The organism is Glaciimonas sp. PAMC28666 (assembly GCF_016917355.1).
In the GTDB taxonomy this organism is placed as follows: domain Bacteria; phylum Pseudomonadota; class Gammaproteobacteria; order Burkholderiales; family Burkholderiaceae_D; genus Glaciimonas.
In genome coordinates, this window is record NZ_CP070304.1 from 81,294 (window position 1) to 107,142 (window position 25,849).

At 50.7% G+C, this 25,849-nt stretch carries 22 protein-coding genes and 2 tRNA genes; 10 read left to right on the forward strand and 14 right to left on the reverse strand.

What is annotated here, in order from left to right:
- Nucleotides 1–308 precede the first annotated feature (308 nt).
- Entirely contained in the window at nt 309–1,895 is a 1,587-nt protein-coding gene (aceB, locus tag JQN73_RS00280; protein WP_205321129.1) for a malate synthase A, read from the reverse strand.
- A 353-nt stretch (nt 1,896–2,248) separates the two neighbouring features.
- On the opposite strand from aceB, the gene JQN73_RS00285 reads away from it, so the two are divergent.
- The 4 genes from JQN73_RS00285 (at nt 2,249) to JQN73_RS00300 (ending at nt 6,370) form a co-directional block, all read left to right on the forward strand.
- Nucleotides 2,249–3,154, forward strand: coding sequence for a LysR family transcriptional regulator (locus JQN73_RS00285; RefSeq protein WP_205323087.1), 906 nt, complete (start codon nt 2,249–2,251; stop codon nt 3,152–3,154).
- 94 nt (nt 3,155–3,248) lie between these two features.
- The gene (locus JQN73_RS00290) at nt 3,249–3,485 is read left to right on the forward strand and encodes a TIGR02450 family Trp-rich protein (RefSeq protein ID WP_205321130.1); all 237 of its coding nucleotides are present in this window, start codon (nt 3,249–3,251) and stop codon (nt 3,483–3,485) included.
- Between the two features lie 178 nt (nt 3,486–3,663).
- On the forward strand, nt 3,664–5,202 hold the full coding sequence (locus JQN73_RS00295; RefSeq protein ID WP_205321131.1) for a cryptochrome/photolyase family protein: 1,539 nt from the start codon (nt 3,664–3,666) through the stop codon (nt 5,200–5,202).
- A 439-nt stretch (nt 5,203–5,641) separates the two neighbouring features.
- Nucleotides 5,642–6,370 carry a TerC family protein gene (locus JQN73_RS00300; protein WP_240162371.1) on the forward strand — a complete coding sequence of 243 codons (729 nt, stop codon included), beginning with the start codon at nt 5,642–5,644 and terminating at the stop codon, nt 6,368–6,370.
- A gap of 109 nt (nt 6,371–6,479) precedes the next feature.
- Here JQN73_RS00300 and JQN73_RS00305 read toward each other — a convergent pair whose 3' ends face one another.
- From JQN73_RS00305 to JQN73_RS00325, 5 genes are all read right to left on the reverse strand, one after another.
- A complete protein-coding gene (locus tag JQN73_RS00305) occupies nt 6,480–7,205 on the reverse strand; it encodes an ABC transporter ATP-binding protein (RefSeq protein ID WP_205321132.1) in 726 nt (241 codons plus the stop codon).
- Between the two features lies 1 nt (nt 7,206).
- On the reverse strand, nt 7,207–9,189 hold the full coding sequence (locus JQN73_RS00310; RefSeq protein WP_205321133.1) for an ATP-binding cassette domain-containing protein: 1,983 nt from the start codon (nt 9,187–9,189) through the stop codon (nt 7,207–7,209).
- Between the two features lie 2 nt (nt 9,190–9,191).
- The gene (locus JQN73_RS00315) at nt 9,192–10,082 is read right to left on the reverse strand and encodes a branched-chain amino acid ABC transporter permease (RefSeq protein WP_205321134.1); all 891 of its coding nucleotides are present in this window, start codon (nt 10,080–10,082) and stop codon (nt 9,192–9,194) included.
- A gap of 164 nt (nt 10,083–10,246) precedes the next feature.
- A complete protein-coding gene (locus JQN73_RS00320) occupies nt 10,247–11,416 on the reverse strand; it encodes an ABC transporter substrate-binding protein (RefSeq protein WP_205321135.1) in 1,170 nt (389 codons plus the stop codon).
- A 745-nt stretch (nt 11,417–12,161) separates the two neighbouring features.
- A complete protein-coding gene (locus JQN73_RS00325) occupies nt 12,162–12,365 on the reverse strand; it encodes a cold-shock protein (protein WP_205321136.1) in 204 nt (67 codons plus the stop codon).
- 710 nt (nt 12,366–13,075) lie between these two features.
- On the opposite strand from JQN73_RS00325, the gene JQN73_RS00330 reads away from it, so the two are divergent.
- Both JQN73_RS00330 and JQN73_RS00335 read left to right on the forward strand, forming a co-directional pair.
- The gene (locus JQN73_RS00330; protein ID WP_205321137.1) at nt 13,076–14,359 is read left to right on the forward strand and encodes an MFS transporter; all 1,284 of its coding nucleotides are present in this window, start codon (nt 13,076–13,078) and stop codon (nt 14,357–14,359) included.
- 306 nt (nt 14,360–14,665) lie between these two features.
- Nucleotides 14,666–15,715: an NADP(H)-dependent aldo-keto reductase gene (locus JQN73_RS00335; RefSeq protein WP_205321138.1), complete on the forward strand. Its 1,050-nt coding sequence runs from the start codon at nt 14,666–14,668 to the stop codon at nt 15,713–15,715.
- Nucleotides 15,716–15,755: 40 nt separating this feature from the next.
- Here the strand turns inward: JQN73_RS00335 and JQN73_RS00340 are convergent, their stop codons facing one another.
- The 5 genes from JQN73_RS00340 to JQN73_RS00360 form a co-directional block, all read right to left on the reverse strand.
- Complete coding sequence (locus JQN73_RS00340) at nt 15,756–16,784, reverse strand: bile acid:sodium symporter family protein (RefSeq protein ID WP_205321139.1); 1,029 nt, start codon at nt 16,782–16,784, stop codon at nt 15,756–15,758.
- Nucleotides 16,785–17,163: 379 nt separating this feature from the next.
- Nucleotides 17,164–18,501 carry a 4Fe-4S binding protein gene (locus JQN73_RS00345; RefSeq protein WP_240162507.1) on the reverse strand — a complete coding sequence of 446 codons (1,338 nt, stop codon included), beginning with the start codon at nt 18,499–18,501 and terminating at the stop codon, nt 17,164–17,166.
- 73 nt (nt 18,502–18,574) lie between these two features.
- On the reverse strand, nt 18,575–19,414 hold the full coding sequence (locus JQN73_RS00350) for an FTR1 family protein (protein ID WP_205321141.1): 840 nt from the start codon (nt 19,412–19,414) through the stop codon (nt 18,575–18,577).
- A 226-nt stretch (nt 19,415–19,640) separates the two neighbouring features.
- The gene (locus tag JQN73_RS00355) at nt 19,641–19,976 is read right to left on the reverse strand and encodes a cupredoxin domain-containing protein (RefSeq protein ID WP_205321142.1); all 336 of its coding nucleotides are present in this window, start codon (nt 19,974–19,976) and stop codon (nt 19,641–19,643) included.
- An 88-nt stretch (nt 19,977–20,064) separates the two neighbouring features.
- Nucleotides 20,065–20,601: an iron transporter gene (locus JQN73_RS00360; RefSeq protein ID WP_205321143.1), complete on the reverse strand. Its 537-nt coding sequence runs from the start codon at nt 20,599–20,601 to the stop codon at nt 20,065–20,067.
- Between the two features lie 367 nt (nt 20,602–20,968).
- On the opposite strand from JQN73_RS00360, the gene JQN73_RS00365 reads away from it, so the two are divergent.
- Both JQN73_RS00365 and JQN73_RS00370 read left to right on the forward strand, forming a co-directional pair.
- A tRNA-Arg gene (locus JQN73_RS00365) sits at nt 20,969–21,045 on the forward strand.
- A 296-nt stretch (nt 21,046–21,341) separates the two neighbouring features.
- Nucleotides 21,342–21,418 (forward strand) — tRNA-Arg (locus JQN73_RS00370).
- Between the two features lie 420 nt (nt 21,419–21,838).
- On the opposite strand, the gene JQN73_RS00375 is transcribed toward JQN73_RS00370, so the two are convergent.
- Nucleotides 21,839–22,123 (reverse strand): hypothetical protein, encoded by a 285-nt coding sequence (locus JQN73_RS00375; protein ID WP_240162372.1) that lies wholly within the window; start codon nt 22,121–22,123, stop codon nt 21,839–21,841.
- A 168-nt stretch (nt 22,124–22,291) separates the two neighbouring features.
- Between JQN73_RS00375 and ompR the strand changes: the two genes are divergently transcribed.
- The gene (gene ompR / locus JQN73_RS00380; RefSeq protein WP_205321144.1) at nt 22,292–23,047 is read left to right on the forward strand and encodes a two-component system response regulator OmpR; all 756 of its coding nucleotides are present in this window, start codon (nt 22,292–22,294) and stop codon (nt 23,045–23,047) included.
- A 41-nt stretch (nt 23,048–23,088) separates the two neighbouring features.
- Nucleotides 23,089–24,465 (forward strand): sensor histidine kinase, encoded by a 1,377-nt coding sequence (locus JQN73_RS00385; RefSeq protein WP_205321145.1) that lies wholly within the window; start codon nt 23,089–23,091, stop codon nt 24,463–24,465.
- Here the strand turns inward: JQN73_RS00385 and ispF are convergent.
- Together ispF and ispD are read right to left on the reverse strand one after the other, a co-directional pair.
- Nucleotides 24,460–24,951, reverse strand: coding sequence for a 2-C-methyl-D-erythritol 2,4-cyclodiphosphate synthase (gene ispF / locus JQN73_RS00390; RefSeq protein WP_205321146.1), 492 nt, complete (start codon nt 24,949–24,951; stop codon nt 24,460–24,462). The two genes, JQN73_RS00385 and ispF, sit on opposite strands and share 6 nt — an antisense overlap.
- Nucleotides 24,948–25,700 carry a 2-C-methyl-D-erythritol 4-phosphate cytidylyltransferase gene (gene ispD / locus JQN73_RS00395; protein ID WP_205321147.1) on the reverse strand — a complete coding sequence of 251 codons (753 nt, stop codon included), beginning with the start codon at nt 25,698–25,700 and terminating at the stop codon, nt 24,948–24,950. The genes ispF and ispD overlap by 4 nt, the downstream gene beginning before the upstream one ends.
- Nucleotides 25,701–25,849: the final 149 nt, after the last annotated feature.

Below are 25,849 nucleotides of genomic sequence, written 5' to 3' on the forward strand. Positions count from 1 at the left end.
CCACGTGAAGACGAAAAAAAACAGCCCCAGAAAAGCTCTGACGCTGTTCATCGGATTTATTGCCCGTAATATATTTCGCATGAGGAGCCTTCTGCTTGGCAAATAGGTAATCTTGCGTTTTAGGATACCCCATTTCTCAACCTGAAAACCCGCCTATTTATTGAATCGAAGAAATTTTTTTCCAATCAAAATCACCTCCTTCTGTTCTACGCATAAAAAAAACCGATCATAAGATCGGTTTTTTTAATGGAATTGGCCTTAAGGCCGCAATCCAGTTAAATGCACATTCGATGCGCATCTAATGCATCTTAGATTTCTTCGTACAGTGGCAATGTCAGGAATTCGGCGAAAGACGACGATGTCGACATTTCTTCGAATATTTTGGCCGCGCGGTCATAGGTTGCACCGTTACCGACCAATTCTTTCACCTTGGCGAGTTCTTCCGGAATCATCGCAACCACCATTTCGGCGGTCACTTTTTTGCCGTTATCGAGTACACCTTTGGTTGAACGGATCCATTGCCAGACTTGCGCACGGCTGATTTCGGCCGTTGCAGCGTCTTCCATCAAGTTATGGATCGGAACGCAACCATTACCGGATAACCAGGCACCAAGGTAATGAATACCGACGTTGATGTTGTAACGCAAACCGGCTTCGGTGATCGGGGCTTCTGGCTTAAAGTCCAGCAATTCAGCTGCTGTGACATTGACGTCGTCACGTTGCTTGCTGATTTGGTTAGGCTTATCGCCCAGGACTTTTTTGAACTCAGCCATCGACAACTCGACCAGACCCGGATGCGCTACCCAACCGCCGTCATAGCCGTCAGTTGCGTCGCGTGCCTTGTCGGTACGAACGCCACCCATAGCGATGTCGTTTTTCTCCGGATCGTTTTTGATAGGGATCAGCGCGGCCATACCGCCGATTGCCGGCGCATTGCGCTTGTGGCAAGTCTTTAACAGCAACAACGCATAAGAGCGCATGAACGGCGCTGTCATGGTGACTTTAGCGCGGTCGGCCAGACAGAAGTCTTTGTCGAGTTTAAATTTCTTGATGCACGAAAAGATGTAATCCCAACGACCAGCGTTCAGACCGGCGCTATGTTCACGCAGTTCGTAAAGGATTTCATCCATTTCGAACGCGGCCAGAATGGTCTCGATCAAGACAGTCGCTTTAATTGTGCCTTGTGGCAGACCCAACTCGTTTTGTGTCATGACGAAAATATCATTCCACAAGCGCGCTTCCAGATGAGATTCCAGCTTCGGCAAGTAGAAGTAAGGACCAGCACCGCGCGCCAATTGTTCTTTGGCGTTATGGAACATGAACAAGGCGAAGTCAAAAATACCGCCTGAGACACGTTTGCCATCGACCAATACGTGTTTTTCATCCAGATGCCAACCACGTGGACGCACAACCAGTGTCGCCACTTTGTCGTTCAGTTTGTATGATTTGCCGTTTTGTTCCAGCGAAATTGTCTTGCGAATCGCATCACGCAAATTGATCTGGCCAGTAATCTGGTTATCCCAGACTGGCGAGTTTGAATCTTCAAAGTCCGTCATGTAGCTGTCAGCGCCAGAATTGAAGGCGTTGATTACCATCTTGCGTTCAACCGGGCCGGTAATTTCTACGCGGCGGCATTCCAGTGCCTGCGGAATCGGCGCAATTTTCCAGTCGCCATTGCGGATATGTGCAGTATCGGCCAGAAAGTCTGGACGCTCACCAGCGTCAAGACGGGCGGCGCGCTCGACCCGGACAGCCAGCAATTCCTGACGGCGTGCTTCAAAGGTCCGGCTTAGCTTCAAGACCAATGCAAGTGCGTCCGGTGTCAGAATTTCTTCGTATCCAGCCTGGATCTTGCCGTTAATTTCTAGCCCTGCTGGTAGTGTCAGTTGTGTCATGCGTTGCTCCTGTTTTTCGATATTAAATTCGGGGGTGCAATTTACTTTTACGTGTTTGCTCAGTTATAAGTTGCATAAGCAGGTTGCATTAGTGCCGTATTGTGCACCGCTACATTCCCTAATGCACGATGTTCAGTATTCAAAAGCTGAAATAGCATTCTACTGATTTTACGTTATAGAGTATATTTAAACTAAATCATCATAGGTGGAACCATTTATCACATGATCTATGCGTTTTAGTCACAAGTAGCCGGAACTTGTAAGCTTTCATGGAAATGATCGGTAATGCTGACCTTTTTTACAACATCCATGAGCGCAAATCCGCAGCCATTAAACTGAAAGTGACGCACTCGATGGACCAATTTAAGCAAATTTCTACTTTTGTGGAAATCGCTGCCAAGGGCAGTCTCTCCGCGGCCGCGCGTGCCGAAGGCATCGCACCTGCCATGATAGGGCGTCGCCTCGATGCCTTGGAGGAGCGTCTGGGAGTCAAACTGCTTCAACGCACGACCCGCAAAATCGCGCTGACCAATGAAGGCGAGGCCTTTTTGGAGGATTGCCAGCGCATTTTGTCCGATCTTGAAGATGCTGAATCTGCGGTCTCCGAGCGCAGCGCTCATGCCAGCGGACATTTGCTGATTTCCGCACCTGCGGGCTTTGGTCGTCAGCACGTCGCACCGTTGATGCCGTCCTTTTTAGCCGAGCACCGCGACGTCACACTTACCCTGAATCTCAATGATCGCGTGGTCGATTTGATTGGTGAAGGGGTGGATGTCGCCATTCGCATCGCTTCACTATCGGACTCGACGCTGATCGGTACCAAACTGGCCGATAACAAGCGCATCGTCGTTGCGTCGCCTGCTTACATCAAACGGCATGGCAAACCGCAATCGCTGGACGACTTGTCCAGGCACAATTGTCTCGCCATGAGCGGTGATGCCAGCCAGCGCGGTTGGACTTTTCGTCAAAATGGCAAAGTCGTGACCATTAAAGTCGCGGGGAATCTGTTTTGCAATGACGGTCAGGTATTGCATGACTGGGCGATCCACGGCAAAGGTCTGGCGTGGCGTTCAATGTGGGAAGTTGGCACTGAGATCGAATCGGGCCAATTAGTGAGCGTGTTGGACGAATTTGCAGCACCCGGCAACGATATCTATGCGGTATTTGCGCAACGGCGACATTTGCCACTGCGCATACGGGCCTTCGTCGATTTTTTACGCCGCGCTTATATGCAAGCGGATTATTGGCGAAAAGGTTAGGGTTACCCTGCCTGTCGACGAATGCACGCTACAATACCGCTGGTTCCGAACTCCCTCTCTAACTCTTCCTTTATTTCACTCAGGATTACGCACTATGCATCCTCAGGCTGACTCTCAACTTAACGCGAAAAAACTGTTGCTCAGCAAATGGACTGCCACGTCTCCCAGTAACAAGGAGAAGCATTTTCTGGTCACGAAAGTCATATCGCCGGAGGCGCCCGCCACAGAAATCGATCTCATCGAACTGGAGGCAGTTCATTCGGGGCGACGATTTTCTTTGCGCTGGCGTGAGTTGACTGATCGATGCCGGTGGCTGCAAGGCTGGCAGTAAAATCATCTGATCCCAGTATCCGGCACGTAGTCGATCTTCATCGGTGGCGCGTGCGCACCACCTTTCGCGGTAGTGTCACCATGGATCATCGGGCAATTAAATATTCACCTCACGACATTCCTTGATCATTGTTCCGCCACAAAAGTCCTGGCGCTGAAGCCGTAACGACGGAGACAAAATGACTAAAAAGCCGACCATCAGACTGGTTCTCGGTGACCAGCTCAATGCGTTGCACAGTTGGTTCAGACAACCGCGTGATGATGTCCACATCATCATGATGGAAATTAGGCAAGAAACGGATTATGTACACCATCACGCGCAAAAAATCATCGCCATCTTCGCGGGTATGCGGGACTTCGCCAGACAACTGACCGAAGCTGGGCACCAGGTCCATTATCTGACAATTGACGATCCTGCCAACCTGCAATCATTGCCCGCAAATCTGGACCAGCTGATTCTCCACTATCACGCTAAAGCGTTCGAGTATCAGGAGCCGGACGAATGGCGTCTTGATCGGCAACTGGCAGACTACGTTCAGCAGCAATCAATCGCGTGTCAAATGGTGGATAGTGAACATTTCTATACGCGCCGTGAAGAGGCGGCTGAACTGTTCGGCGGACGTAAAAAATGGCTGATGGAGCATTTTTATCGACAGATGCGGATCAAACACGGCGTACTGCTGGAAGCCGATGGCAAGCCAGTGGGTGGTCAGTGGAATTATGACCACGATAATCGTAAATCGTGGCCGGGGCTGCCTTCCGAACCCGCGGATGGCCGTGTCACCCATGATCATTCGACGCTATGGGAAACGATCGAAGCGGCTGGCGTCCAGAGTTTCGGTCGTCCCAATGCTGCGCAATTTCCGTGGCCGTTGAATAGGTCGGAGGCATTGCAACAACTGGACGGGTTTATAGCTGACGCGCTTCCGTATTTCGGCCAATTTCAGGATGCCATGAGCAGCAAAGCCTGGCGCTTATTCCATTCCATGCTGTCGTTCGCGCTCAATACCAAAATGCTGGTACCCGCGGAGGTAGTAGCGAAGGCGGTTGCCGCCTGGCGTGCTGAGGCGGTCCCGCTAGCTGCTGCCGAAGGCTTTATCCGGCAAATTTTGGGTTGGCGTGAATACGTGCGCGGCATGTATTGGACTCACATGCCAAATTATGCGGCGCAAAATGTATTTGCGCATGAGCGCCCGTTGCCAATATGGTTTTGGACCGGGCAGACAAACATGCGCTGTCTTTCGCTGGCCATTACGCAATCTCTGGAACAGGCGCACGCCCATCATATCCAGCGCTTGATGGTGATCGGAAATTTTGCCTTGCTAGCCGGATTGAATCCGGTTGAGGTCCATCACTGGTATCTCGGCATTTACATTGATGCGTTTGAGTGGGTGGAGTTGCCGAACACATTGGGCATGAGTCAATTTGCCGACGGCGGCCTGTTGGCGACCAAGCCGTACGTGTCGAGCGCGGCCTATATCGATCGGATGAGCGATTACTGCAAAGGATGTTATTACGATAAAAAACTTCGCGTGGGCGAACGCGCTTGTCCGTATAACGCACTTTACTGGGACTTTTTTGCGCGCAATGAAAAGCAGCTTGGGAGCAACCCGCGTCTTGGCATGGTGTATCAGCAATTGCGAAAAATGGAGGTGACGGCCTATAACGCTATGCAGGCGCAGGCGGCGGACTCGCTGGATCGTTTGGATACACTTTAATGCCCAACACCTGTTGCCCACCTCTTATTGCCACATAAGTGGCCATTGATTAGGCGAATCTGCTGCCATTTTAGGCACTCCCCCTTCTTATATTTCCTGCCTTTAATTGTTTTGTAGTACACTACCGACCAGCGGCACCCAGTTCGGCGCCGCCCTCCAAAGGGGAGTAGCTCTCAAGCTTGACCGTTCAGCATCTAGCTGCGACGTTAACGCTTTACACGGTAGTCGTCATCACGGAACAGGCACAACGCCTGCACCCGGTTACCCTGACAGATTGATCTGATCTGTTGAGCAAGACCTTTGTCAGCATGGAATCCATGCGGGCATTGTGTCGTGCGTTCTCCTCACCAATCCTGCCATCCTCCATTCTGTTAGAGATTAGCGTCGAATTTAGCGTCATTAGCGGCTTTCACTTTACATTTATGTCGACGGAGATTTTATGGATGTTTCAAATTTATTAGCAATGCTGGGCATGGCCGACTGGGATATGGCCAAATTTTTTACGGCGCTCTTGTCGATCGTGGTGATTGATCTGGTTCTGGCCGGGGATAACGCCATCGTGATCGCGATGGCTGCCCGTAACCTTCCTGACCACCTACGGAAAAAGGCCATCATCTGGGGGACTTTCGGTGCGGTTATCACGCGGGTATTAATGACCATTGCGGTCGTCTGGCTATTGAAAATCCCGGGATTGTTGTTAATTGGTGGCGCCGCACTGTTGTGGATTGCCTATCGCCTGTTGAGCGACTCCAGCGGTCATCAAATCGAAGGTAGCAAAATCAATAGCATGGCTTCAGCACTGAAGACCATCATTATTGCTGACACGGTCATGGGGATCGATAATGTGCTGGCCGTTGCCGGTGCAGCGCACGGCAGTATTTTCCTGGTCATTATCGGTCTGCTGATTTCGGTACCGATTATGGTGTGGGGATCGACCTTAGCGTTAAAGCTGATCGAGAAATTTCCCGTTACTATTTATATCGGTGCCGCGATTTTGGTGTACACCGCAGTGCATATGATTATCGCCGAACCGCTGATAGCAGGGTTTTGGGATAGCGTTCCCTGGCTGACATACATTGTGTACATCGTTGCAATGGTTATCGTGTTGGGTGGGGGATGGATGGTGTCAAGAACCAACAAATCAGCCCCGCCGGCACAGGCAAAATAATCATCAAACGCTGGCTCAAATAAAAATCGCCCCGCCCCTCAAATCAGAGGATGCGGGGCTTTTTTTTACCAGGATACTCTATCAAAGCGCAGGGCTCAATTCCTGATGCTCAGTGTTGACCACCGCCCAGATAAGCGGCTTGCACTGCTGGATCGTTCCGTAATTTTTCGGCCGGGCCGTGGACGGAAATACGACCATTCTCCAACACATAGCCATAGTCCGCTACGTTCAAAGCAGCTGCAGCAAACTGCTCCACCAGCAACATAGTGATGCCCTGCTCCTTCAGACGCATGATGATGCGAAACACCTCATCCACTAAAATGGGGGCAAGCCCCATGGATGGCTCATCGAGTAAAATCACTTCCGGATTAAGCATGACTGCGCGCGCCATCGCGAGCATCTGCTGCTCGCCACCGGACAACGTACCCGCCAGCTGCGTCTGTCTTTCTTTCAGGCGTGGAAAAAGCTCCAGCGCCTTCTCGAGATCGTGCGCAATATCGCCGCGTGGTCGGGCTTTCGTGAAACGCGGAAACGCGCCCAATAGCAAATTATCCGTCACGCTCATGGTCGCAAACACGCGTCGCCCCTCAGGCGAATGCGCTAGACCGGCACGTGCAATTTTATGCGAATCGAGTCCGGTAACATCCTTGCCACCTAACGTGATAGTTCCCAAACGTGGTTTAAGCATGCCTGAGATAGCGCGCATGGTGGTGGTCTTGCCGGCTCCGTTGGAGCCGACCAGCGTGACTACTTTCCCCTTAGGCACCTCTAGAGAAATACCGTGTAAGACTTCAACTTTGCCGTAAGCGGCGTGTAGATTGGAAATTGACAGCATCTCATGCCTCCGCTTCGCTAGACGTTAATGGTATCGGATGATCGATAACCTCGGGATCGCTCACGCTGCCGCCGAGGTACGCTTCGATCACCGCAGGGTCAGCCTGTACTGCTGCTGGTTTTCCCTCGGCAATTTTCTGCCCGAAATCGAGTACGGTGACGGTATCGGAAATTGTCATGACCACATCCATATGATGCTCAATCAAGATGATGGTGATGCCATGATCCCGAATCTTGTGAATGATCGCGATCAACTCAACAATATCCGGCGCAGTCAAACCAGCGGCCGGTTCATCTAATAGCAACAGTTCCGGATTCAAGCCGAGAGCACGACCGATCTCAAGCAGACGCTGCTTGCCGTAGGGAAGATTGCGCGCTTCTTCATTTGCCAGATCGGAAAGGCCGACGAATTGCAAGATGCTGGCGGCGCGAACTCGCGCTGCTTTTTCTTCGTCCCGATAGCGGCGGGTACTGAACATCACATCCAGGACATTGCTACGGAAAGTGTGGTGCAAGCCAACCAGGACATTTTCGGTCGCAGTCATCTCACCAAACAGCTGCACATTTTGAAACGTGCGCGCAACTCCACCCAAGGCAATCGCAGACGGCGTCGAACCGGAAATTATCCGGCCATTGAACTCAACCTGGCCGGCAGTCGGTTTGTAGATACCGGTCAACACGTTCATCATGGTACTTTTGCCGGAGCCGTTAGGACCGATCAGTCCATGCACTGAACCTTTAACGATATTCAAATCAACGTGGTTCAATGCTTTCAAGCCGCCGAACTGCATCAATAATTGTTTGGCGCTCAACAAATTGGTGCCGATCTCAACCGTGCCAGTAGTCCCGGCCCAGATGCTATCGGGGACAGTAACGACTGTGCCCTGCTTGCGGGCAGCGATCCCTTTTTTGACAAAGATGCCGCGCACAAAACCGACGATACCGTCCTGCAGGTAATACACCACGAACAATGTCATTAATCCAAATATCGTCAGACGCCAATCGGTAATATTTTCCAGGCGATAGGCAAAAATCGCCAGGCCGACGGTGGCGAACACAGGGACCGCCAGTTCGCGTGCGGTCTTGCGCTTTTTGAATAGCAAGAAAGCACCAGATCCAACTCCCGCCACTGCGATCACTGTGGCGATATCCCGAAACAATGCAATGTCGGACAACAAGCTTGGCAACATCACGACAATCAATGCCCCGATTAGCGAGCCGACACGGCTCTTGCGACCGCCCATAATGACAGCCAGCAGAAACAGGATAGTGAGTTCAAAATTGTAGGTATTGGGAGAGATATACTCTTCCGAATACGCATATAAACTACCCGCCAGACCTGCCAATGCAGCACTGATGACAAAGGCGTATACCTTGTAGCGATAGACCGAGACGCCCATACAATCGGACGCAATTGGACTATCGCGCAGTGCCTCGAATGCGCGCCCCAGGTGCGATTTCAAAATCCGGTGGACCACAATTAACGACAGCACCATCAATACGGCGACCAGATAAAAATACTGGACCTCGTCAAGCTTGTAACCCCAGAACGAAGGCTTGTTGAGCTTGATGCCCATTGGACCATCCGTGAGGAATGACATTTCATTAATCAATATGCCGGTGATGGTGCCGAAGGCAAGCGTCACCATCGCCAGATAAGGCCCTGTGACCCGCAATGCGGGAAGCGCCATCAGGGCACCAAATAATGACGTCACTACCAGACTAGCCGGTGCAGCCAGCAGAAACGGCCAGCCCAGTTTGAATACCAATACCCCCGTTGTGTACGAACCGATTCCAAACAATCCTGCATGGCCAAGTGACACTTGGCCGGTATACCCCACCACAATATCCAGGCCGAACAACAGGATGGCGTAAATCAGGATGGTTTCGGCCAGATGAATGTAGTACGGATTATGAAATACAAGCGGAAACACGCCCAACGCCACAACCCCGAGCAAACCTAAAGCGACGATTTTTTTGCTCATGGTTACACCTTCTTGATGGCGGTTTTGCCAAACAAGCCGGCTGGTTTAACCGCCAGCACCAGAAGTAGCAAGACAAGTCCTGGTACCTCTTTGTACCCGGTCGAGACATAAAAACCTGTCAATGTCTCAGCGATACCCAAAATAAGGCCACCGACGACAGCACCCATACCGGAGGTCAAACCACCAATAATGGCGACCGCAAATGCTTTCAATCCCAATGCGGCGCCCATCGTTGCACCGGTCAACGTCAACGGCGCAACCAGCACGCCTGCGAATGCCGCCGTCGCGGACGATAATGCGTAGGAGAATGTAATGACCATGCTGGTGTTGATACCCATCAGCCCGGCTGCATCCCGATCATTGGCGGTAGCAACAACTGCTTTGCCATAGATCGATTTGCGGTTAAACAACTCAACGGCCAGCATCATCCCCAATGCGCCTAGCACCACTACGATTTGCATCGGTTGCACGCTTGCTCCAAATACCTGAAATGGCGTGGCGCTCAACGGCGTCGGAAAGGTCAGATCGTCCTTTCCCCAGATGTTTTCAGCTACATTTCTGAAGATGATTGCCAGAGCGATGGTGGACATGATCCAACCAAACTCCGATTTGATTTTGATTGCCGGGCGCACGCCGATCCACTCAACCACGACGCCTTGCAACGCACCGAACACGATCACTATGGGGATCATTAGCCAGTAATTTAAATAGGGGCCACCATGAATATTCCCGACCAGACTTAACCCGACCAGCGCACCGAGCATCAATGCTTCGCCCTGTCCAAAATTGAGGGTGCCGGAAGTAGCAAAAGTAAGTTGATAACCGAAAGCAATGACCGCGTAGATCATGCCTAACGCGATACCGCTAAAAACGAGCTGGAGAAAGATTTCCATGATGTATACCCAAAAAGCGCCAAAAAACGAAAGAATACGATGACAAATTGCCTTAACACGGCAACAGAATAAGCCAACAAAAAAGCCAGCCCCGCATCCATGGGACTGGCCTGATCGTCAATAGCCGTTCAACCGCATAAGCGCATGAACGGGTCTTGATAGCGTTACTTAGCTAGAACGACACGGCCATCCTTAACAACGCCAATCGTAACCATGCCTGGCTTAATCGCCTCGTGGTCATCATGACTGTAAGGTTTATTGTAGGTGGTGATGACGCCTTCCACGGGCGCTTTGAGGTTTTCCAATGCTTCACGTACTTTTGGGCCATCGGTGGAACCAGCCTGTTTGATCGCAGCAGCAAGCAAATAGATTGAGTCGTAACCTTGGGCTGCGGAGACGGCGGATGGCATCCGGTCTACTTTATAAGCTTTTTGATAAGCTTGAATAAAGCTTTTCCGCACAGGCGTATTGCCATCTTGGATGAAAGTTTGCGGCATGCGCGCACCGTCGCCGTTTTTGCCAGCGTTATCGATAAAGTTACCCATCGACAACGGCCAGCTACCGATAATTGGCACCGTCCAATTGATTTTTTGCATGCCGTTTGCAATCTGCGCCAACTCAGGACCAATACCGTAGGTCAATACGACTTGCGCACCGCCCTGCTTGGCCTTGAGTAGTTGTGCCGTCATGTCGACATCTTTTAGATTGTACTTTTCTTCAGCCACCGGCTTGATACCACTCGCCGCGAGTGCCTTTTCCAGATCTTCGCGACCAAGTTGACCGTAATTCGTTGAATCTGCAAGGATCGCCACCTTGGTGTACTTTTGACGTACAACAGCTTCGTCTACGATCATTTTTGATTGAATGGTGTCATTTGCAGAGGTACGGAAAATATAATTGTCTTTGTTTTCCGGGGCAACAAATTGCTTGGTGATAATTGAACCGGTCGCCACGCTATTCATGACCGGGATTTTTGCTTCCTGGTAGAAGCGTTGGGATGCCAGGGCGACGCCAGTATTGGCGAAACCCACCGTAGCTACAACTTTCTCTTTATTGATCAATTCTTGCGCTACCTGCACGCCGCGCTCGTTTTTCGCTTCGTCATCGCGCTCAACCAATTGCAACTGGCGACCCAAAAGACCACCTTTAGCATTGATTTCTGCGACCGCCAGTTTAACGCCGTCACGCATAGAGACGCCCATCGGTGCTGAGCCGCCGGTAAATGGTCCGGTGACGCCAATTTTGATGGGGTCTGCGGCAACAGCGGAAGTGATTCCGGCGACCGACCACGTTAGTAAAGCTGCAGCGACGAATACGTTAGTTTTATATGCCATGGTCTCTTCCTCTATCCTGTTGTTTTTTATGTTCATCCTGCGTACCTGACTTTTGTTCGATGTCTTCGGCACTACGGGTTCTTAACCGGCCACTCATCAGCTCGGCCATTTTTGCAACATCTTCATTTTTTCACGCTTCATCGTGAGCGATTTTGTCACTATCCATATTTGGTTTTTAGTCAAAAAAATATCAGACAACGCAGCATTTCAGTCCATCCTTACAACTTCCTGACAAGATGATAATTTTTAAAAATCAGTACGTACTATCCGCATTATCGTGACCGAAAGAAGCAATCCTTTTCATCAATGAGATGAATTTTTTTAATGTAAGGTGATTTCGTGGGTATCTGCAAAAGTGTGCGGCTATCGCTGCAGTCTCCACTTTCGGCGGAAAACAGCGTCGCTCTCCACGACCTGGTAGCGTTGAGGCTCCATGTGTGATGGGCAGAGATAGTCTCGAATAAAGCGAACCTGCTGCGCGGGGTTGCTCACTGCGTATTCGTGAGCAGACGAAGCCGGCACATTTGTTACTTCCGCGATGCGGGCGACTAACGAGAGCACAATGACAAAACGCCTAAAACGGCGAAAACGGCCCAAAATAGACGAACTGATCGAAACGGACAAAAGAGGAGATGACGCACGAGCGTTGAAGAAGAACGCCACAACAGGAAGGAAATTACAAAAAAATGGACGAAAAAAATCCCCAGCGCACCGGGGATTTTCTAGAAATTGCTTGCTTCAGCTATTAGATAGCTTGAATGTTCGAAGCTTGCTTACCCTTAGGGCCAGCAGTAACTTCGAAAGAAACCTTTTGGTTTTCTTGCAACGACTTGAAGCCGTTAGATTGGATTGCGGAGAAATGTGCGAACAGATCTTCACCGCCTTCATCAGGAGTAATAAAACCAAAACCTTTTGAATCATTGAACCATTTTACAATACCAGTTGCCATTACATTTCCTATTTCAGTTAAGTTGGGCTTGCGCCCGTTAGATCGTTTAAAGCAAGAAAGGAATGACAGACCAATACTGCACCACTAGCTCGAATCCTAAACGATTCCGTATTATACCGGAAAATTATCGAATGACACTAAAAATAAAAGAATTATTCGATTAATGATGCTTAGGGAACGAGCTAAAGGATTTCCTGTAAATCAGTCAACCTCTTGCTCTGTTATCTTTATAACTGATAAACATGACAGATGGCAATTATTATCTTTAGAAACATAGCAAAAAAATCAATCCGGCTCTTTTCTTCGCTGTTTTCAGGCTAAATTGCGGGGTCTTTCCGTTGTTTTCAGCATAAGAATAGGTGGAAATAGCGCTAGTCTCGCATGTGCCTGAAAAAAAACCTCCGCGATCCAAGCTCGTGAACGCGGACCAAACAAAGGTCAATTAAACATTTTCTCAGCAAGAGTTTATGCGTCGTACAGTAATATAATCGCTGTTCTTTATGCGTCTGGGTAAAGCTCCAGTATAAACAGAGCCCGGGTACATGGCCCTAATTCATAGCTCCGGTAATTAATGGCTATTAGTTAGAAGACAAATGCAAAAATCCTATAGGAATGCGACGGTTACTTACAGTCGAATTTAATTTCGCCCGCTTCTGTTACCGGTTCTATCACCTCTTTTTTCACCGCTTCTGCTAGCGTTACTCTTGCCAATGTCAGCCAATACCGAGACGCAACCCTCCCCCACTTCCGAAGCTGAATCTGATTCAGTCTTGAGCCATCTGCCTTTTTCACTGTTCTGGCGCGCGCGCGTGGCTTCTACCGTAGCGAACCAGATGCAGATCGTGGCAGTAGGTTGGCAAGTCTACCAAATGACCGGGAGCGCCTTTGATCTGGGTATCGTCGGATTGGTACAATTTCTTCCGGCGTTATTTCTGGCGCTCGTTGTCGGTCATGTCGCCGACCGCTATGATCGCCGCCAAGTCGCCCGCATTTGTCTGTTTATTGAAGGCATCGCGGCCGCGGTACTAGGCCTTGGGAGCATTCAGGGCTGGCTCTCGAAGGAGGCAATCTTCGTCATAGTCTTCGTTATCGGCGCCACGCGCGCATTTGAATCCCCCACCATGCAAGCGCTGGTACCAGGCCTGGTTCCAGCCAGGTTACTGCCACGTGCGGTGGCCTGGGCAGCTTCCGCGACGCAAACCGCTGTCATTATTGGCCCTGCACTGGGCGGATTTATTTATGCCCTGGGAGCCAGTGCCGTGTATGCCATCAGCAGCGTAGCGTTCATTATGGCCAGCGTATTAGTCAATCGCATTCGGATTGAAACGGTCTTACCAAAACGTGAACCGGCGACCTTGACATCGCTTTTTGCAGGCATCGCTTTCATCAAAAGCCGCCCTGCCGTTCTGGGGGCTATTTCCCTGGACTTATTCGCGGTATTACTGGGCGGAGCAACAGCGTTGCTCCCGATCTTTGCGCATGACATACTGGCCACCGGCCCGCTCGGGCTGGGCCTTCTGCGCTCGGCACCCGCCGTCGGCGCATTATCCGTCGGTTTATATTTAACCCGTCGCCCATTAACCAGACGCGTTGGTCGCAGCATGTTCATCGCCGTCGCTATCTTCGGCATCGCCACTGTCGTGTTTGCATTGTCGCGCTCCATGACCCTCTCGCTTGTGGCGTTAGCGGTGCTGGGTGCCTCCGATATGATTAGCGTGGTCGTGCGCTCGTCATTTGTTCAATTAGAAACCCCGGATGCCATGCGTGGTCGGGTAAGCGCTGTCAACTCGGTTTTCGTGGGCACATCCAACCAGCTGGGCGAGTTTGAATCCGGACTGACTGCATCATGGGTCGGCCCGGTGGCGGCCGTGCTGATCGGTGGGATCGGCACCATTATTGTTGTAGGGTTGTGGATTAAATTGTTCCCGGAATTATTCAAAGTTGATCGACTCAGTAGTCCCGCAACGCCACCAACCGGACCTGCGCCGCCGTGATAGTTTTGACGAGCTGGCGATGATGACGATGATGACGATGATGACGATGCTGCCGATGCTGGCGATGCTGGCGAACATTGCGTAGTCGGTAGAATATCTACGCGGTAACCATTGATCGTTCCTGTTGCCAGCAACGATCAATGGTTACCGCTATACTTTGCAGCCGTTGAGGCGTTGGGCATCGTCGACAGGCGCAACAGAGTTGACGTGATTACAGCGCTCCGGACAATCCAGGTCATTATTTAAACGTTATTTCGTTGGTGACATCGATTTCAATCGTGCTCATCGCGACTAAAAGGAATTACGATGGAATATCGCGAACTTGGGCAAACCAATCTCAAAGTAAGTCAGATCACGCTCGGAACGATGACGTGGGGAGAGCAGAACAATGAGCCAGAAGCGCATGCCCAGATTGATATGGCGCTGGAATATGGCGTGAATCTGATCGACGTGGCCGAAATGTATCCTGTCCCACCACGGCCTGAGACGCAAGGCTCGACGGAACAGTATTTGGGCAGCTGGCTAAAAAAATCCGGTAAGCGCGATCAAGTCATGATCGCAACCAAAGCTACCGGCCCTGCGCGCAAGCCCCACAATCCGCGTCACATCCGCGGCGGCATCAATAATTTTGATCGAAAAGGTTTAACCGAGGCGCTGAACGGCAGCCTGGAGCGCCTGCAAACAGATTACGTCGATCTCTACCAATTACATTGGCCCGATCGCAGCGTAAACTGTTTCGGCACGTTGAATTACGCCCATATTTCTGATGAAGATACCGTTCCGATTGAGGAGACATTAACCATCCTTGCCGATTTTATACGGGCTGGTAAGGTGCGTCACATCGGCGTTTCCAATGAGACGCCATGGGGAATTGCGCAATTTATTCGCGCTGCGGAAAAATTTGATTTGCCACGCATTGTGACGGTTCAAAATCCCTACAGTTTGCTTAACCGCACTTTTGAAATTGGACATTCCGAATTTTCTTATCGCGAGCAGATTGGGTTGCTGGCCTATTCACCGCTGGCTTTTGGTGTTTTATCCGGAAAGTATCTGGAAGGCGCGCGGCCTGCTGGCGGCCGTTTGAGCCTGTTTGAACGATTCACCCGCTATACCAATCCGCAGGTTGACCGCGTCGCGGGCGATTATATTGCACTGGCAAAAAAACACGCTATTGATCCAGCACAAATGGCTTTGGCATTTGTTACCAGCCGAGGTTTTGTCACTAGCAACATCATCGGTGCCACCACGTTACCCCAATTGCAAAGCAATCTGGATAGTATAAATCTTACGTTAAGTGACGAGATTCTGGCGGAAATTGAAGCGATACACACCCGCCAGCCCAATCCAGCGCCTTAATTTTTTCAGGCGCTTTTTTGGCGCCTGACCTGTATCAAAGTCAGACGGATGGTGAGTCCGTGGTTTTTGGTGAGTCGTTCTTCATGATCATTGGCGCCGCCATGACGCGTGACCGAGCAGCGTAACGCTTGGCCAGAACTGCGCAAACCATTAACTGTATTTGATGGAACAGCATCAGCGGCAATACCACCATACCCACCGTGTGGCTGGCGAACAGCACGTTCGCCATCGGTATTCCGCTGGCCAGACTTTTCTTCGAGCCACAAAATACAATGGTGATCTCGTCTTCCTTATTGAAGCCCAAACGCCGACTTAAGAACGTCGCAATGGCTAACATGACGAACAACAACACCACTAAAACGGCCAACAAACCAAGCAATGAAATGGCTGGCAGTTGTGACCATAATCCCTGCACGACGGCTTCGCTAAAGGCGGTATAGACCACTAACAATATTGAACCCTGATCTACAAACTTCAGTAATGCTTTATGTTTATCGACCCAGCCGCCAATCCAGCGCCGCGCGATCTGCCCAGCAATGAAGGGCAATAGTAATTGATAGACGATATTCATAATCGAACCAAACGAACCCTGCGCCTGACCGTGCGCCACCACGATCAAACCAACTAGAACCGGGGTGAGAAATATACCGATGAGATTCGAAGCAGAGGCGCTACACACGGCTGCCGGAACATTCCCGCGGGCGACGGAGGTGAAGGCAATCGAGGATTGCACCGTTGATGGCAGCGTGCATAAAAATAAAATACCGAGATATAAATCCGGGGTGACCAACGGCAGAAAAATTGGTTTGAATATCAATCCCAGCAAGGGAAACAAAATAAAACTAAATGCTAATACCGTAAGGTGCAGCCGCCAGTGCATCGCGCCCTCAATCGCGGCCTCCCGCGACAATTTTGCGCCGTGCAGGAAAAACAATAAGCCGATGGCAAACGTCGTCAACAAATCGAATCCGTGCGCAACGACTCCCTGAGCAGGCAAAACACTTGCGATAAGCACGGTCGAGACGAGCATGAGCGTAAAATTGTCTGGCAAAAACCGGGGACGAACCATGATAGGAAGTGAGTAAGATTGAAAAGATTAAAAGAGGAGCGAATTATTGCAAATAATATTTGATGAGCGGCAGGTCTTTCCTGATAAGTATCAGGAACATTCGGGCTAATAACAACCGACCAGGTGCGCTCCGGACTTAGTCGGGTAGCAGGAACTAGGATTGTGACTTGTACAATAACGAATTGCGTATTTTACCGCGCCTTTCATCACGTCGCTGATGAGATAGCCGTTCCTCCATGATCGACTGCATTATGTGTTGTTCTGTAGTGTTAAAAACAACAAAAGCACCTTACGATGCCATGTTGCCACTTAATTCAAGCTAAGGCTTTCGACGAAGTTTCTTCAATCAGGCTTTTATACCATCAAGTCTGCACCTTCTTCATAGCCAAAACATCAGTAACCAGGCAAAGTTAACCACGCCCAAGGCCGCTATTATCGGCGCCATAACGAGTAAACGTCGGCCGGTTCGGGTGGCATAGTGACCGGTAACACGCCATGCCAGCCAGACACTCCAAAGTGTGGTGGTAACCAATAAAATCGCCCGCAGGTCGTTCGCCCAGAACACCGGCAGATGCTCGCCCCGTAACAAACTAACGGTCGTCGCAGATAATCCTACGAACACGCCACAACCCGCCAGAGGAATCGTAGACTGCACCAAATGATTAAAGCGGCTGCGATCCCAGGTACCCAGCAAACGGGTGCTGGCAGCGAACAACAGCGACAAAACAGTCCCCATTACCAAACCGGTCACTAAAATGTAGGCGACAACAAGGCTGCCATCGAGCCAGCTAAAAACGTCACTTTGCGCCGGATAATTGGTGAAAATCCACCACGGTGCATTAGTGGCGAACGGCCACACGATGTCGCGGTCTATCAGCCACGTCGCAATCGCTTGCTTAATAACGATGAACCACGGACTGGCAGACCAGTGAAACGCACCAATCGCGATCCCCATCAGCCCGTATAGCGCCAGCGCACTCTCCCAAAGGCTGTTTTGCTTCGCACCTAAGGACACGATTTCCAAGGTAGGAGGACGCCATGTCAACGTGATTGCCTCACGATGATTGCTACAGCGCCCGCACATGTGGCAATCGGCAGCACCGGTCATTGCACGTAACGGAACCAGAGGGGCGCAATTGATGGCGATCGTTTTTTTACCGTGTGTATTGTAGGAAGCACGCCAGGCTTCTTCATTCACTTTGTAATGAAAAGGGGCCAATTTTGCCAATAAGCCAAACACACCATTGACCGGACAGAGATATTTGCACCAGACCCGCTTCTCCCGACCATACAGATAACCGACAATAATTGCGCCAAAGGTGGAGCCACCCAGCACGAGCAGGACTGCTTTGGGATATTGATAGACACTGACCATCTGCCCGTAAACGGTCGTGAGGGCAAAAGCCACAAACGGCCAGCCACCCCACCGCATCCAGCGTGGGATCGGCTTGAAAAGCCCGTGTCGACTGGCGAATTCCGTCAATGCCCCTTCGGGACATAACACGCCGCACCAGACACGCCCCATCAACACCATGCTGATTAGCACAAACGGCCACCAGACACCCCAAAATGCGAACTGCGCTATGAGGGTAAGGTTAGACCATATGTGGGCTGTTTCGTCCGGTAGCGGTAAGAAGATCGGTACCAGAATTAGCAGTGCATAAATAAGGACAACGCCCCATTGAATGCCACGAATCAAAGGTGCGTTCAGGCGCATCCACTCGCCCACCCGTGCTAATCGGGTTGACGAGGCCGGGGATATTGTTGATGTGGTGCAGGAGCTCATGATCTTAAGCTGCCAGCGTTGCCTGTTTCGCACCTTTTGGCGCGGCACGTTTTAAAAACAGCAACACCACCACCCAATACCCTATATAAACTAGCAAACTCATCAATGCCGGTTGGGCGCGGTAGCCGGTTAAGGTACTTACCAGATTACCGAACGTACTACTATCGTCAAGCAACCATGTGCTGCTCCAGATTGGGTCGATTATCGTCGGAATCATGTCCAGAGACATCAAACGTTCAACACCGGTTAACAGTAATCCCGCCGCCAAAAACAGCAGCATGATTTCTGTGACCTGAAAAAAACGACGCCAAGAAAAAATTTTGCCACCGAGTTGCAGAAGATAGAACGTCAGGACGGCCAGGCCAAACCCAATAACTGCGGCCAGGATCAACATCTGGATACTATTATGTTCACTCTGTTTGATGCCGTAGAGGAAAATCACCGTCTCGCTACCTTCGCGGGCGATTGCCAATGCTGCCAGGGCAGTGACGCCCCACCAGTTAGCCGTCTTTAAATTGGCTTTCAGCGAAGTTTCCATATCGCGCTTCATGGTGCGCCCATGTTTTCGCATCCAGTAGACCATTTGCACGATCAATACCGACGCCAGTAGTACCATCACGATCTGAAAATAATCTTGCGAATCGCCCGACAAAATTTCGCTAAAACCCAGCAATGCAGCGCCCAGACCGATTGCGGCGATGATGCCGATACCGACACCAGCCCATAAATACGGCAAACCACGGCGGGTATCGGCCCCACCGTTGGCTAACCAGGCGTGCAAGATGCCAACCACCAACAAAGCCTCAACGCTTTCGCGCCAGACGATGAATAAAACTTGACCCATCGATTAACTCTCCATTACTTCGTTATCAACATGTAAGTGCTGAACATTTTGTAAATGCTGAACATTTGAACGCGCGAGGCTGTTGCACCATAACCTCGACGATTAGCCTGATTGCAACTGCGCCACCAGATCGACAAAGTCGTCAGCAAGTCGCCATAAACTCTTGAATGCTGTTCCAATAGTGAAGCAAAATTGTCAGCTCGCCGCTGCCAGATGCACCATTAACTTACTTTGCAACAATGACGCCCTTCGCACTCAAATGAAAATCGTCGAAAAATTTATACTCACCAGGCGATAATGGCGCAATCACGATAAACGACTCCGCGCCGGGCGCGAGCACCTTCTCTTTGCGCAACTGAATACTCTCGAATTCGACTGCAGAGGTGCCAGTATTGTGTACTTCGATCTTAATTTTTTTGCCCGCCGGGACTTCAATTCGCGCCGGATTCAAGACACCATCTTTCATCTCCAGCTTGAAAGTGGGCAAATCCGCAGCGAATGACACTCCTGCAACGCCTGCCAACCCTATCGTCAGCGCGATGCGTAAATTCCGTAAAACCATCGGTATAGCTCCTGGTCGAAAAAACGTCTCTTTATAATGAGTAAATCAGAGTGAGACCTCTCACGCTGATTGAGCCACAACGTCAAAGTTAATAGCCGCCTTTTTTACCCACGCCGGCAAAAACGAAGTCGTTTCTGACTTCAAAAGGCTTAAACCAGGCGCTGACGCCGGTTTCTTTGTCCACGTGGCGACCGAAATGGGCGGCTTCATTTGCCGACGGTGGAGAAATTTTCATAATCAGCGTGTATTTACCCGGACCAGCCAACTTTACGTTATCGCCATAATGGGGGCCGTCATTCGCCACCATCGGCATCATGTCGCCTTTAATTACGTCTTTCGAGCCGACTTTCGTAAATTGATAGGAAATCACAAGATTCGGCATCCAGTCACCTTCTGCGAAACCATTTGGATTATCTTTAACCGCATGAATGTCCGCTTCTACATGAATATCCGAAAGCTCGGCCTTACGCATCATGCCTTCTGGCTCCATCTTGATCGGCTGCAAATAAACTGCAGCGACTTCCAGGCCATTCATGATTTGCTGTTTGCCGATAGGATATTCCGCTGCCATTGCGCTAGTCGTAAAGCCTGCCGTCAACAACATCGCTAAGGTCAAAATTTTCATATTGGATTTCGGTCCCATTGTGTCGCTCTTCCAAAATAGTAAATGATAATGATTATTGTTTGATTGTATCACCGAGATCGTAAAACCGCTCCCCTCACAAAAAAACGCGCCCCACGCATGGCCCGCAGAGTAAAGCACGTCGATAAAGCATCGCAAATGAATGCCACCGCAAATTTCACGGAATCGGTAGTGAAAACAGCAAACACCGACTCCAGTTTTACGGCTGTGCTGATCCCGGCCATAAAGCGAATAATTTTTATACGAATAGGAAAATATTTCGTTTTCTAAACATTTATTTCACAATAATGATTCATTCGCAATTTACCTCTTCCAAAATCAAGCCAGCTCGGCTATAATTTTGTCTTTCGCGGCTGTAGCTCAGCTGGATAGAGTACTTGGCTACGAACCAAGGGGTCGTGGGTTCGATTCCTGCCAGCCGCACCAGAAAACGAAAGAGTTGCAAGAGAAATCTTGCAACTCTTTTCTGGTTTACGGCTCCCCAAAGTGCAATGACACTCCCCCTCTAGGTTTGTAAACCTCGTAACACCGAATCGGCTATCTGCTATCCCGCCTTTAATATTTTTCGCAGCGCAACTTCTCCGTCCGCTTCCAACTAAGCTATAAATTAATTGGCAGTTTTGATGGACAGCTCGCCTTAAATTGTACAAATTGCCCATATTAAAGTTTCTCAATAAGTTTTTCCCTTTTTACGTAAAACCCATATACAATGTCGATCTTTCGCGGCTGTAGCTCAGCTGGATAGAGTACTTGGCTACGAACCAAGGGGTCGTGGGTTCGATTCCTGCCAGCCGCACCAGACGTAAAAAGGGTCCATCAAAAGATGGACCCTTTTGTCTTTTATGCTTATCTTCTACTTCCAAAACCATCAATAACCGGCGTTGCTCACTTTATGACGTTGAGCAAATATAAAGGCGCGCTTTCAATTCCCTCGATATTTCTCAGATCAACAACATCGCTGCGAGTGGGACACGTGACGTGACAACCTGTTGCTTTGCCTCGTTCCATCCTACAATGACAGCGCGCCCTACAAAACCGCGTTTGACGCTGCTTTTTTGACGCTACTTTAATTGGGAAGCATTTTTTGCCAGAACGTAGCATGGAAACAACGCTGCTCAATAAACCGCGGGATATTCGAGATTGATTTTGAATTGACGCCTGACTCTATCGCTTAAGTTTCAGTCGCGCCTCAGGACAGCGAAGCATAAAGATGAATTTATTAGCGCCGCGGAGGATAAAGATCGCGACCGACTTCATTAATCTGCTGACGCAGTGCGCGTCTCTCGTCCGGCGACAAACGGTTACGTGTAGGCTGTCCTGCATCGCGGTTGCCACGCTGATTTTGCAAGTCTTGATTGCGCGAGTTATCGCGCTGAGGTTCATACTGTCTCGGAGCGCGCTGTTGTGGCGGCTCTTCTCGCTCACGATCGGACCGCGCCGCCGCGCCTGCCATAGCGGCAAGCAGCAACAAACAAAGACTCATTTTTCGAAACATCATATTCATAACGTTTTCTTCTGTGAATGCAGGATAACGGTTAAGATTTACCCGCCACAGATTCAGTGTAAGCCCCTGCACTTTTTGCCATAAGAGGTATTTGGTAAAGTTTGTAACACTTTGTAATCCACGCGCTTCCTCTGTATTTTTAATGTGCACTGACGTTACCATACGACTATGAATACTCACAACACACCTACCCAAACAGCGAACGCCCATCAGTATAAGATTCTGGTGGTCGATGATGACATCCGTCTTCGAGATTTATTGCGCCGTTATTTGACGGAACAAGGCTTTCAGGTTGTCACAGCGGAAAATGCACAGGCAATGAATAAACTGTGGATTCGTGAGCGCTACGATCTGCTGGTACTTGATCTGATGCTGCCCGGCGAAGATGGTTTAGCCATTTGCCGTCGTCTTCGTGGCGCTGGCGATCAAACGCCGATCATCATGCTAACAGCAAAAGGTGAAGACGTAGATCGCATTGTTGGGCTCGAAATGGGCGCGGATGATTATTTGCCGAAGCCGTTTAATCCACGCGAACTGGTAGCACGTATTGGTGCTGTATTGCGACGCAAAGGTCCCGACGAGTTACCAGGCGCGCCTTCCGAGACTCCGCAGTCGTTTGAATTTGGCGAATTTGTCCTTGACCTCGGGACGCGCTCACTGAAGAAAAGCGGTGAATCGGTGCCACTTACAACCGGTGAGTTTTCGGTCCTGAAGGTTTTTGCCCGTCATGCGCGTCAGCCTCTGTCACGCGAAAAATTGATGGAACTGGCCCGAGGTCGTGAATACGAAGTTTTTGATCGTAGTCTCGATGTACAGATCTCGCGGCTACGCAAACTAATTGAACCCGATCCAGCCAATCCTCTGTATATCCAAACCGTCTGGGGCCTCGGTTACGTATTCATTCCCGAAGGTCAGCCGCGTTAAATGCGGAATGTCCAGCTGAATGACGCACCCGTGAGGTCGCGATGACGACTCCACACCGCCTGGCTTGGTTAAAGAGCGGCCTGCTGTGGCGCACTTTCTTTTTAATGGCATTCCTTATCACTATCAGTATGGTGGTGTGGGTGGCCAGTTTTCGCATTGTTGAACGCGGTCCGCGTGCGCAGCAACTGGCGGCCCAGATCATCTCGGTCGTCACTATCACGCGGGCAGCCTTGACGCACTCGGCGCCAGACCTGCGGCGCGAGTTGCTATTCGATCTTGCCAGCAACGAAGGGATTCGCATCTATCCGTTGGAAGAGAACGACAAGATTGAGCCACCTCCGGACAGTGCCGTGATGCCCGAACTGGAAACCGAAGTACGCGCCAGACTCGGTAACGATACAAGGTTCTCCGCCAGCGTCAACGATATCGGCGGTTTTTGGGTCAGCTTCACCATTGACGAGGATCAATACTGGCTAATGCTGGATCGAGATCGCGTCGAACGTAGTTCCGGTTTTCAGTGGTTCCAATGGGCGGCGGCGGCCATGCTGCTATCTCTACTGGGCGCGATGTTTGTTTCGACATTGATTAATCAACCGCTAGCGCGCCTGACCGCAGCCACGCGCTCCGTAGCGAAGGGCGAGCAACCAGATCGATTGCCGGAAACCGGCCCTACCGAGATTGAAGAGGCCAATCGCAGCTTTAATCAGATGGTGGACGATCTGCAGCGTGTCGATGCCGACCGGGCCATTATTTTGGCCGGTATCTCGCACGATTTACGCACGCCAATATCACGTATGCTGCTCGAAGTCGAAATGGCCCATCTGACCGAGGATGCCCGGACTGGCATGCAATCGGACCTGGCCCAGATGGATGGCATTATTGGTCAATTCCTGGACTATGCCAAACCCACCGATGTCAGCAGTTTTACCGTGATCGATCTGACCAATTTTCTGCATGACGTGGAGCAAAACGCAGCACGTCACACCGATATCGAAGTCCATTCACGCGTATCTGAGAATCTTTATATTCAAGGAAACGAAACCGAAATACGACGCGTCTTCAACAATCTGATCGAGAATGCGCGCCGCTACGGAAAGTCTGACGGAAGTGAGATCGCCGTCATCGACGTGACCGCCATGCTTCAACATGACAAAGTTCTCATCGACATTTCAGACCGCGGGCCGGGCGTGCCTGAGGCGGAAATGGAGCGTCTGCTGAGACCGTTTACACGTCTGGACACAGCACGCGGCCAGGCCAACGGCTCTGGATTAGGACTCGCGATCGTCAATCGGGTCATCAAGCGACATGACGGAAAGTTACAACTTTATAACCGCAGTGGCGGCGGGTTGTCCGTCCAGATCACCCTTCCATTCGTCAAAAATGGTGGCCGCGACTTCTCACCCAAGACAAGGTTATAGTCGGAACAGGAGGGCCACGGCCTCTGCCGCGATCCCCTCTTCCCGACCAAGATAACCAAGCCGTTCGTTGGTTTTTGCTTTCACGTTCACCTGACCGGTGGTGATACCGCAGTCAGCGGCAATCCGCTCTACCATGCGTGGGATATGGGGAGCCATTTTGGGCGCCTGAGCGATCACCGTGCAATCAATATTACCGACACCAAAGCCGGAAACACTGACACGCCGCACTGCTTCTCGCAATAGTTTTCGTGAGTCCGCTCCAGCGAACTCGGGGTCGGTGTCGGGAAAGTGGCGACCGATATCGCCTAATCCGGCAGCACCAAATAACGCATCAATAATGGCGTGCAGCAACACGTCAGCATCTGAATGCCCTAGCAAACCCAGGTGGTGCGGAATGGTGACACCGCCAATAATCAATAATCGGTCTGCTACAAGCGCGTGACAATCATAGCCTTGCCCAATCCGAAAACCTGCCGGGTTACTCATACCTGTTCTTTCAAAAAAATTTCTGCCAACGCGACGTCGTGTGGCAACGTCACCTTAAAATTTCGGGGGCTACCCTCGACTAACATTGGACGCAATCCAAGCATCTCAATCGCGCTGGCTTCGTCAGTAATTTGCTGCGCCTGACCGGCAGCAATAGCCAACGCCCTCTGCAATAAACCATAGCGGAACATTTGAGGCGTTTGGGCCGCCCAGAGCCGGGCGCGGGATACCGTTTCTGTTACGTGTGAAGTCGGCGCCATTTTTTGACTCCCTTCGCCATGAAGCGGAACGCCCTCATCGCTGCGTTTGAGCGTATCAACGACTCTTAATGCCAGCAAGCCGCCTACCGCCTCATCACGCAACGCCGCAATCAACTGCGCGATCAAACTGCCCGTCAGGCCCGGTCGTGCTGCATCGTGCACCAGCACCCAATCGTCATCCGCCGCCTGGTTTCGGATTGCATTCAACCCATTAAGTACCGACAGATGCCGAGTTTCGCCGCCTTGATATAGCAGCGTCACCCGATCTTTCAAATGGGGCGCTGCGGTCATCAGGTCCGCAATATAGCCATCTTCTGCGCTGACGACTACGAAGACGTGCGCAATCGCTTCACACGCGACGAAGGTGTCCAGCACATGTCGCAACATGGCCTTGCCAGCGAGCGGCAAATACTGTTTGGGGCAGTCGGTGCCCAGACGCGCGCCTATACCGGCAGCGGGGATCAGAGCAAAGTTTCGTGACAGATGCATGTGAAGGACTACCGAAAAAATGTAAAAAAGGAAAGCGCAAAGGAAACGTCGTTTCAACCCGCCACACAGAGTTAGTTCGTCGCCCCTTCGCATTTTATTCCGCATCGTCTAAACCGATTCTACGATAGAAATGGGCAGGAGACCCGCAC

What these genes read in the sequence shown, in the direction of transcription:
- JQN73_RS00290 (WP_205321130.1), top strand. Translation starts at nt 3,249, where the DNA reads ATGCATCCTCAGGCTGACTCTCAACTTAACGCGAAAAAACTGTTGCTC.
- JQN73_RS00285 (WP_205323087.1), top strand. Translation starts at nt 2,249, where the DNA reads ATGGACCAATTTAAGCAAATTTCTACTTTTGTGGAAATCGCTGCCAAG.
- JQN73_RS00385 (WP_205321145.1), top strand. Translation starts at nt 23,089, where the DNA reads ATGACGACTCCACACCGCCTGGCTTGGTTAAAGAGCGGCCTGCTGTGG.
- JQN73_RS00345 (WP_240162507.1), bottom strand. Translation starts at nt 18,501, where the DNA reads ATGCGCCTGAACGCACCTTTGATTCGTGGCATTCAATGGGGCGTTGTC.
- JQN73_RS00325 (WP_205321136.1), bottom strand. Translation starts at nt 12,365, where the DNA reads ATGGCAACTGGTATTGTAAAATGGTTCAATGATTCAAAAGGTTTTGGT.
- ispD (WP_205321147.1), bottom strand. Translation starts at nt 25,700, where the DNA reads ATGCATCTGTCACGAAACTTTGCTCTGATCCCCGCTGCCGGTATAGGC.
- JQN73_RS00295 (WP_205321131.1), top strand. Translation starts at nt 3,664, where the DNA reads ATGACTAAAAAGCCGACCATCAGACTGGTTCTCGGTGACCAGCTCAAT.
- aceB (WP_205321129.1), bottom strand. Translation starts at nt 1,895, where the DNA reads ATGACACAACTGACACTACCAGCAGGGCTAGAAATTAACGGCAAGATC.
- ompR (WP_205321144.1), top strand. Translation starts at nt 22,292, where the DNA reads ATGAATACTCACAACACACCTACCCAAACAGCGAACGCCCATCAGTAT.
- JQN73_RS00375 (WP_240162372.1), bottom strand. Translation starts at nt 22,123, where the DNA reads ATGAATATGATGTTTCGAAAAATGAGTCTTTGTTTGTTGCTGCTTGCC.
- JQN73_RS00340 (WP_205321139.1), bottom strand. Translation starts at nt 16,784, where the DNA reads ATGGTTCGTCCCCGGTTTTTGCCAGACAATTTTACGCTCATGCTCGTC.
- JQN73_RS00355 (WP_205321142.1), bottom strand. Translation starts at nt 19,976, where the DNA reads ATGGTTTTACGGAATTTACGCATCGCGCTGACGATAGGGTTGGCAGGC.
- JQN73_RS00350 (WP_205321141.1), bottom strand. Translation starts at nt 19,414, where the DNA reads ATGGGTCAAGTTTTATTCATCGTCTGGCGCGAAAGCGTTGAGGCTTTG.
- JQN73_RS00300 (WP_240162371.1), top strand. Translation starts at nt 5,642, where the DNA reads ATGGATGTTTCAAATTTATTAGCAATGCTGGGCATGGCCGACTGGGAT.
- JQN73_RS00320 (WP_205321135.1), bottom strand. Translation starts at nt 11,416, where the DNA reads ATGGCATATAAAACTAACGTATTCGTCGCTGCAGCTTTACTAACGTGG.
- JQN73_RS00305 (WP_205321132.1), bottom strand. Translation starts at nt 7,205, where the DNA reads ATGCTGTCAATTTCCAATCTACACGCCGCTTACGGCAAAGTTGAAGTC.
- ispF (WP_205321146.1), bottom strand. Translation starts at nt 24,951, where the DNA reads ATGAGTAACCCGGCAGGTTTTCGGATTGGGCAAGGCTATGATTGTCAC.
- JQN73_RS00360 (WP_205321143.1), bottom strand. Translation starts at nt 20,601, where the DNA reads ATGAAAATTTTGACCTTAGCGATGTTGTTGACGGCAGGCTTTACGACT.
- JQN73_RS00335 (WP_205321138.1), top strand. Translation starts at nt 14,666, where the DNA reads ATGGAATATCGCGAACTTGGGCAAACCAATCTCAAAGTAAGTCAGATC.
- JQN73_RS00330 (WP_205321137.1), top strand. Translation starts at nt 13,076, where the DNA reads ATGTCAGCCAATACCGAGACGCAACCCTCCCCCACTTCCGAAGCTGAA.
- JQN73_RS00315 (WP_205321134.1), bottom strand. Translation starts at nt 10,082, where the DNA reads ATGGAAATCTTTCTCCAGCTCGTTTTTAGCGGTATCGCGTTAGGCATG.
- JQN73_RS00310 (WP_205321133.1), bottom strand. Translation starts at nt 9,189, where the DNA reads ATGAGCAAAAAAATCGTCGCTTTAGGTTTGCTCGGGGTTGTGGCGTTG.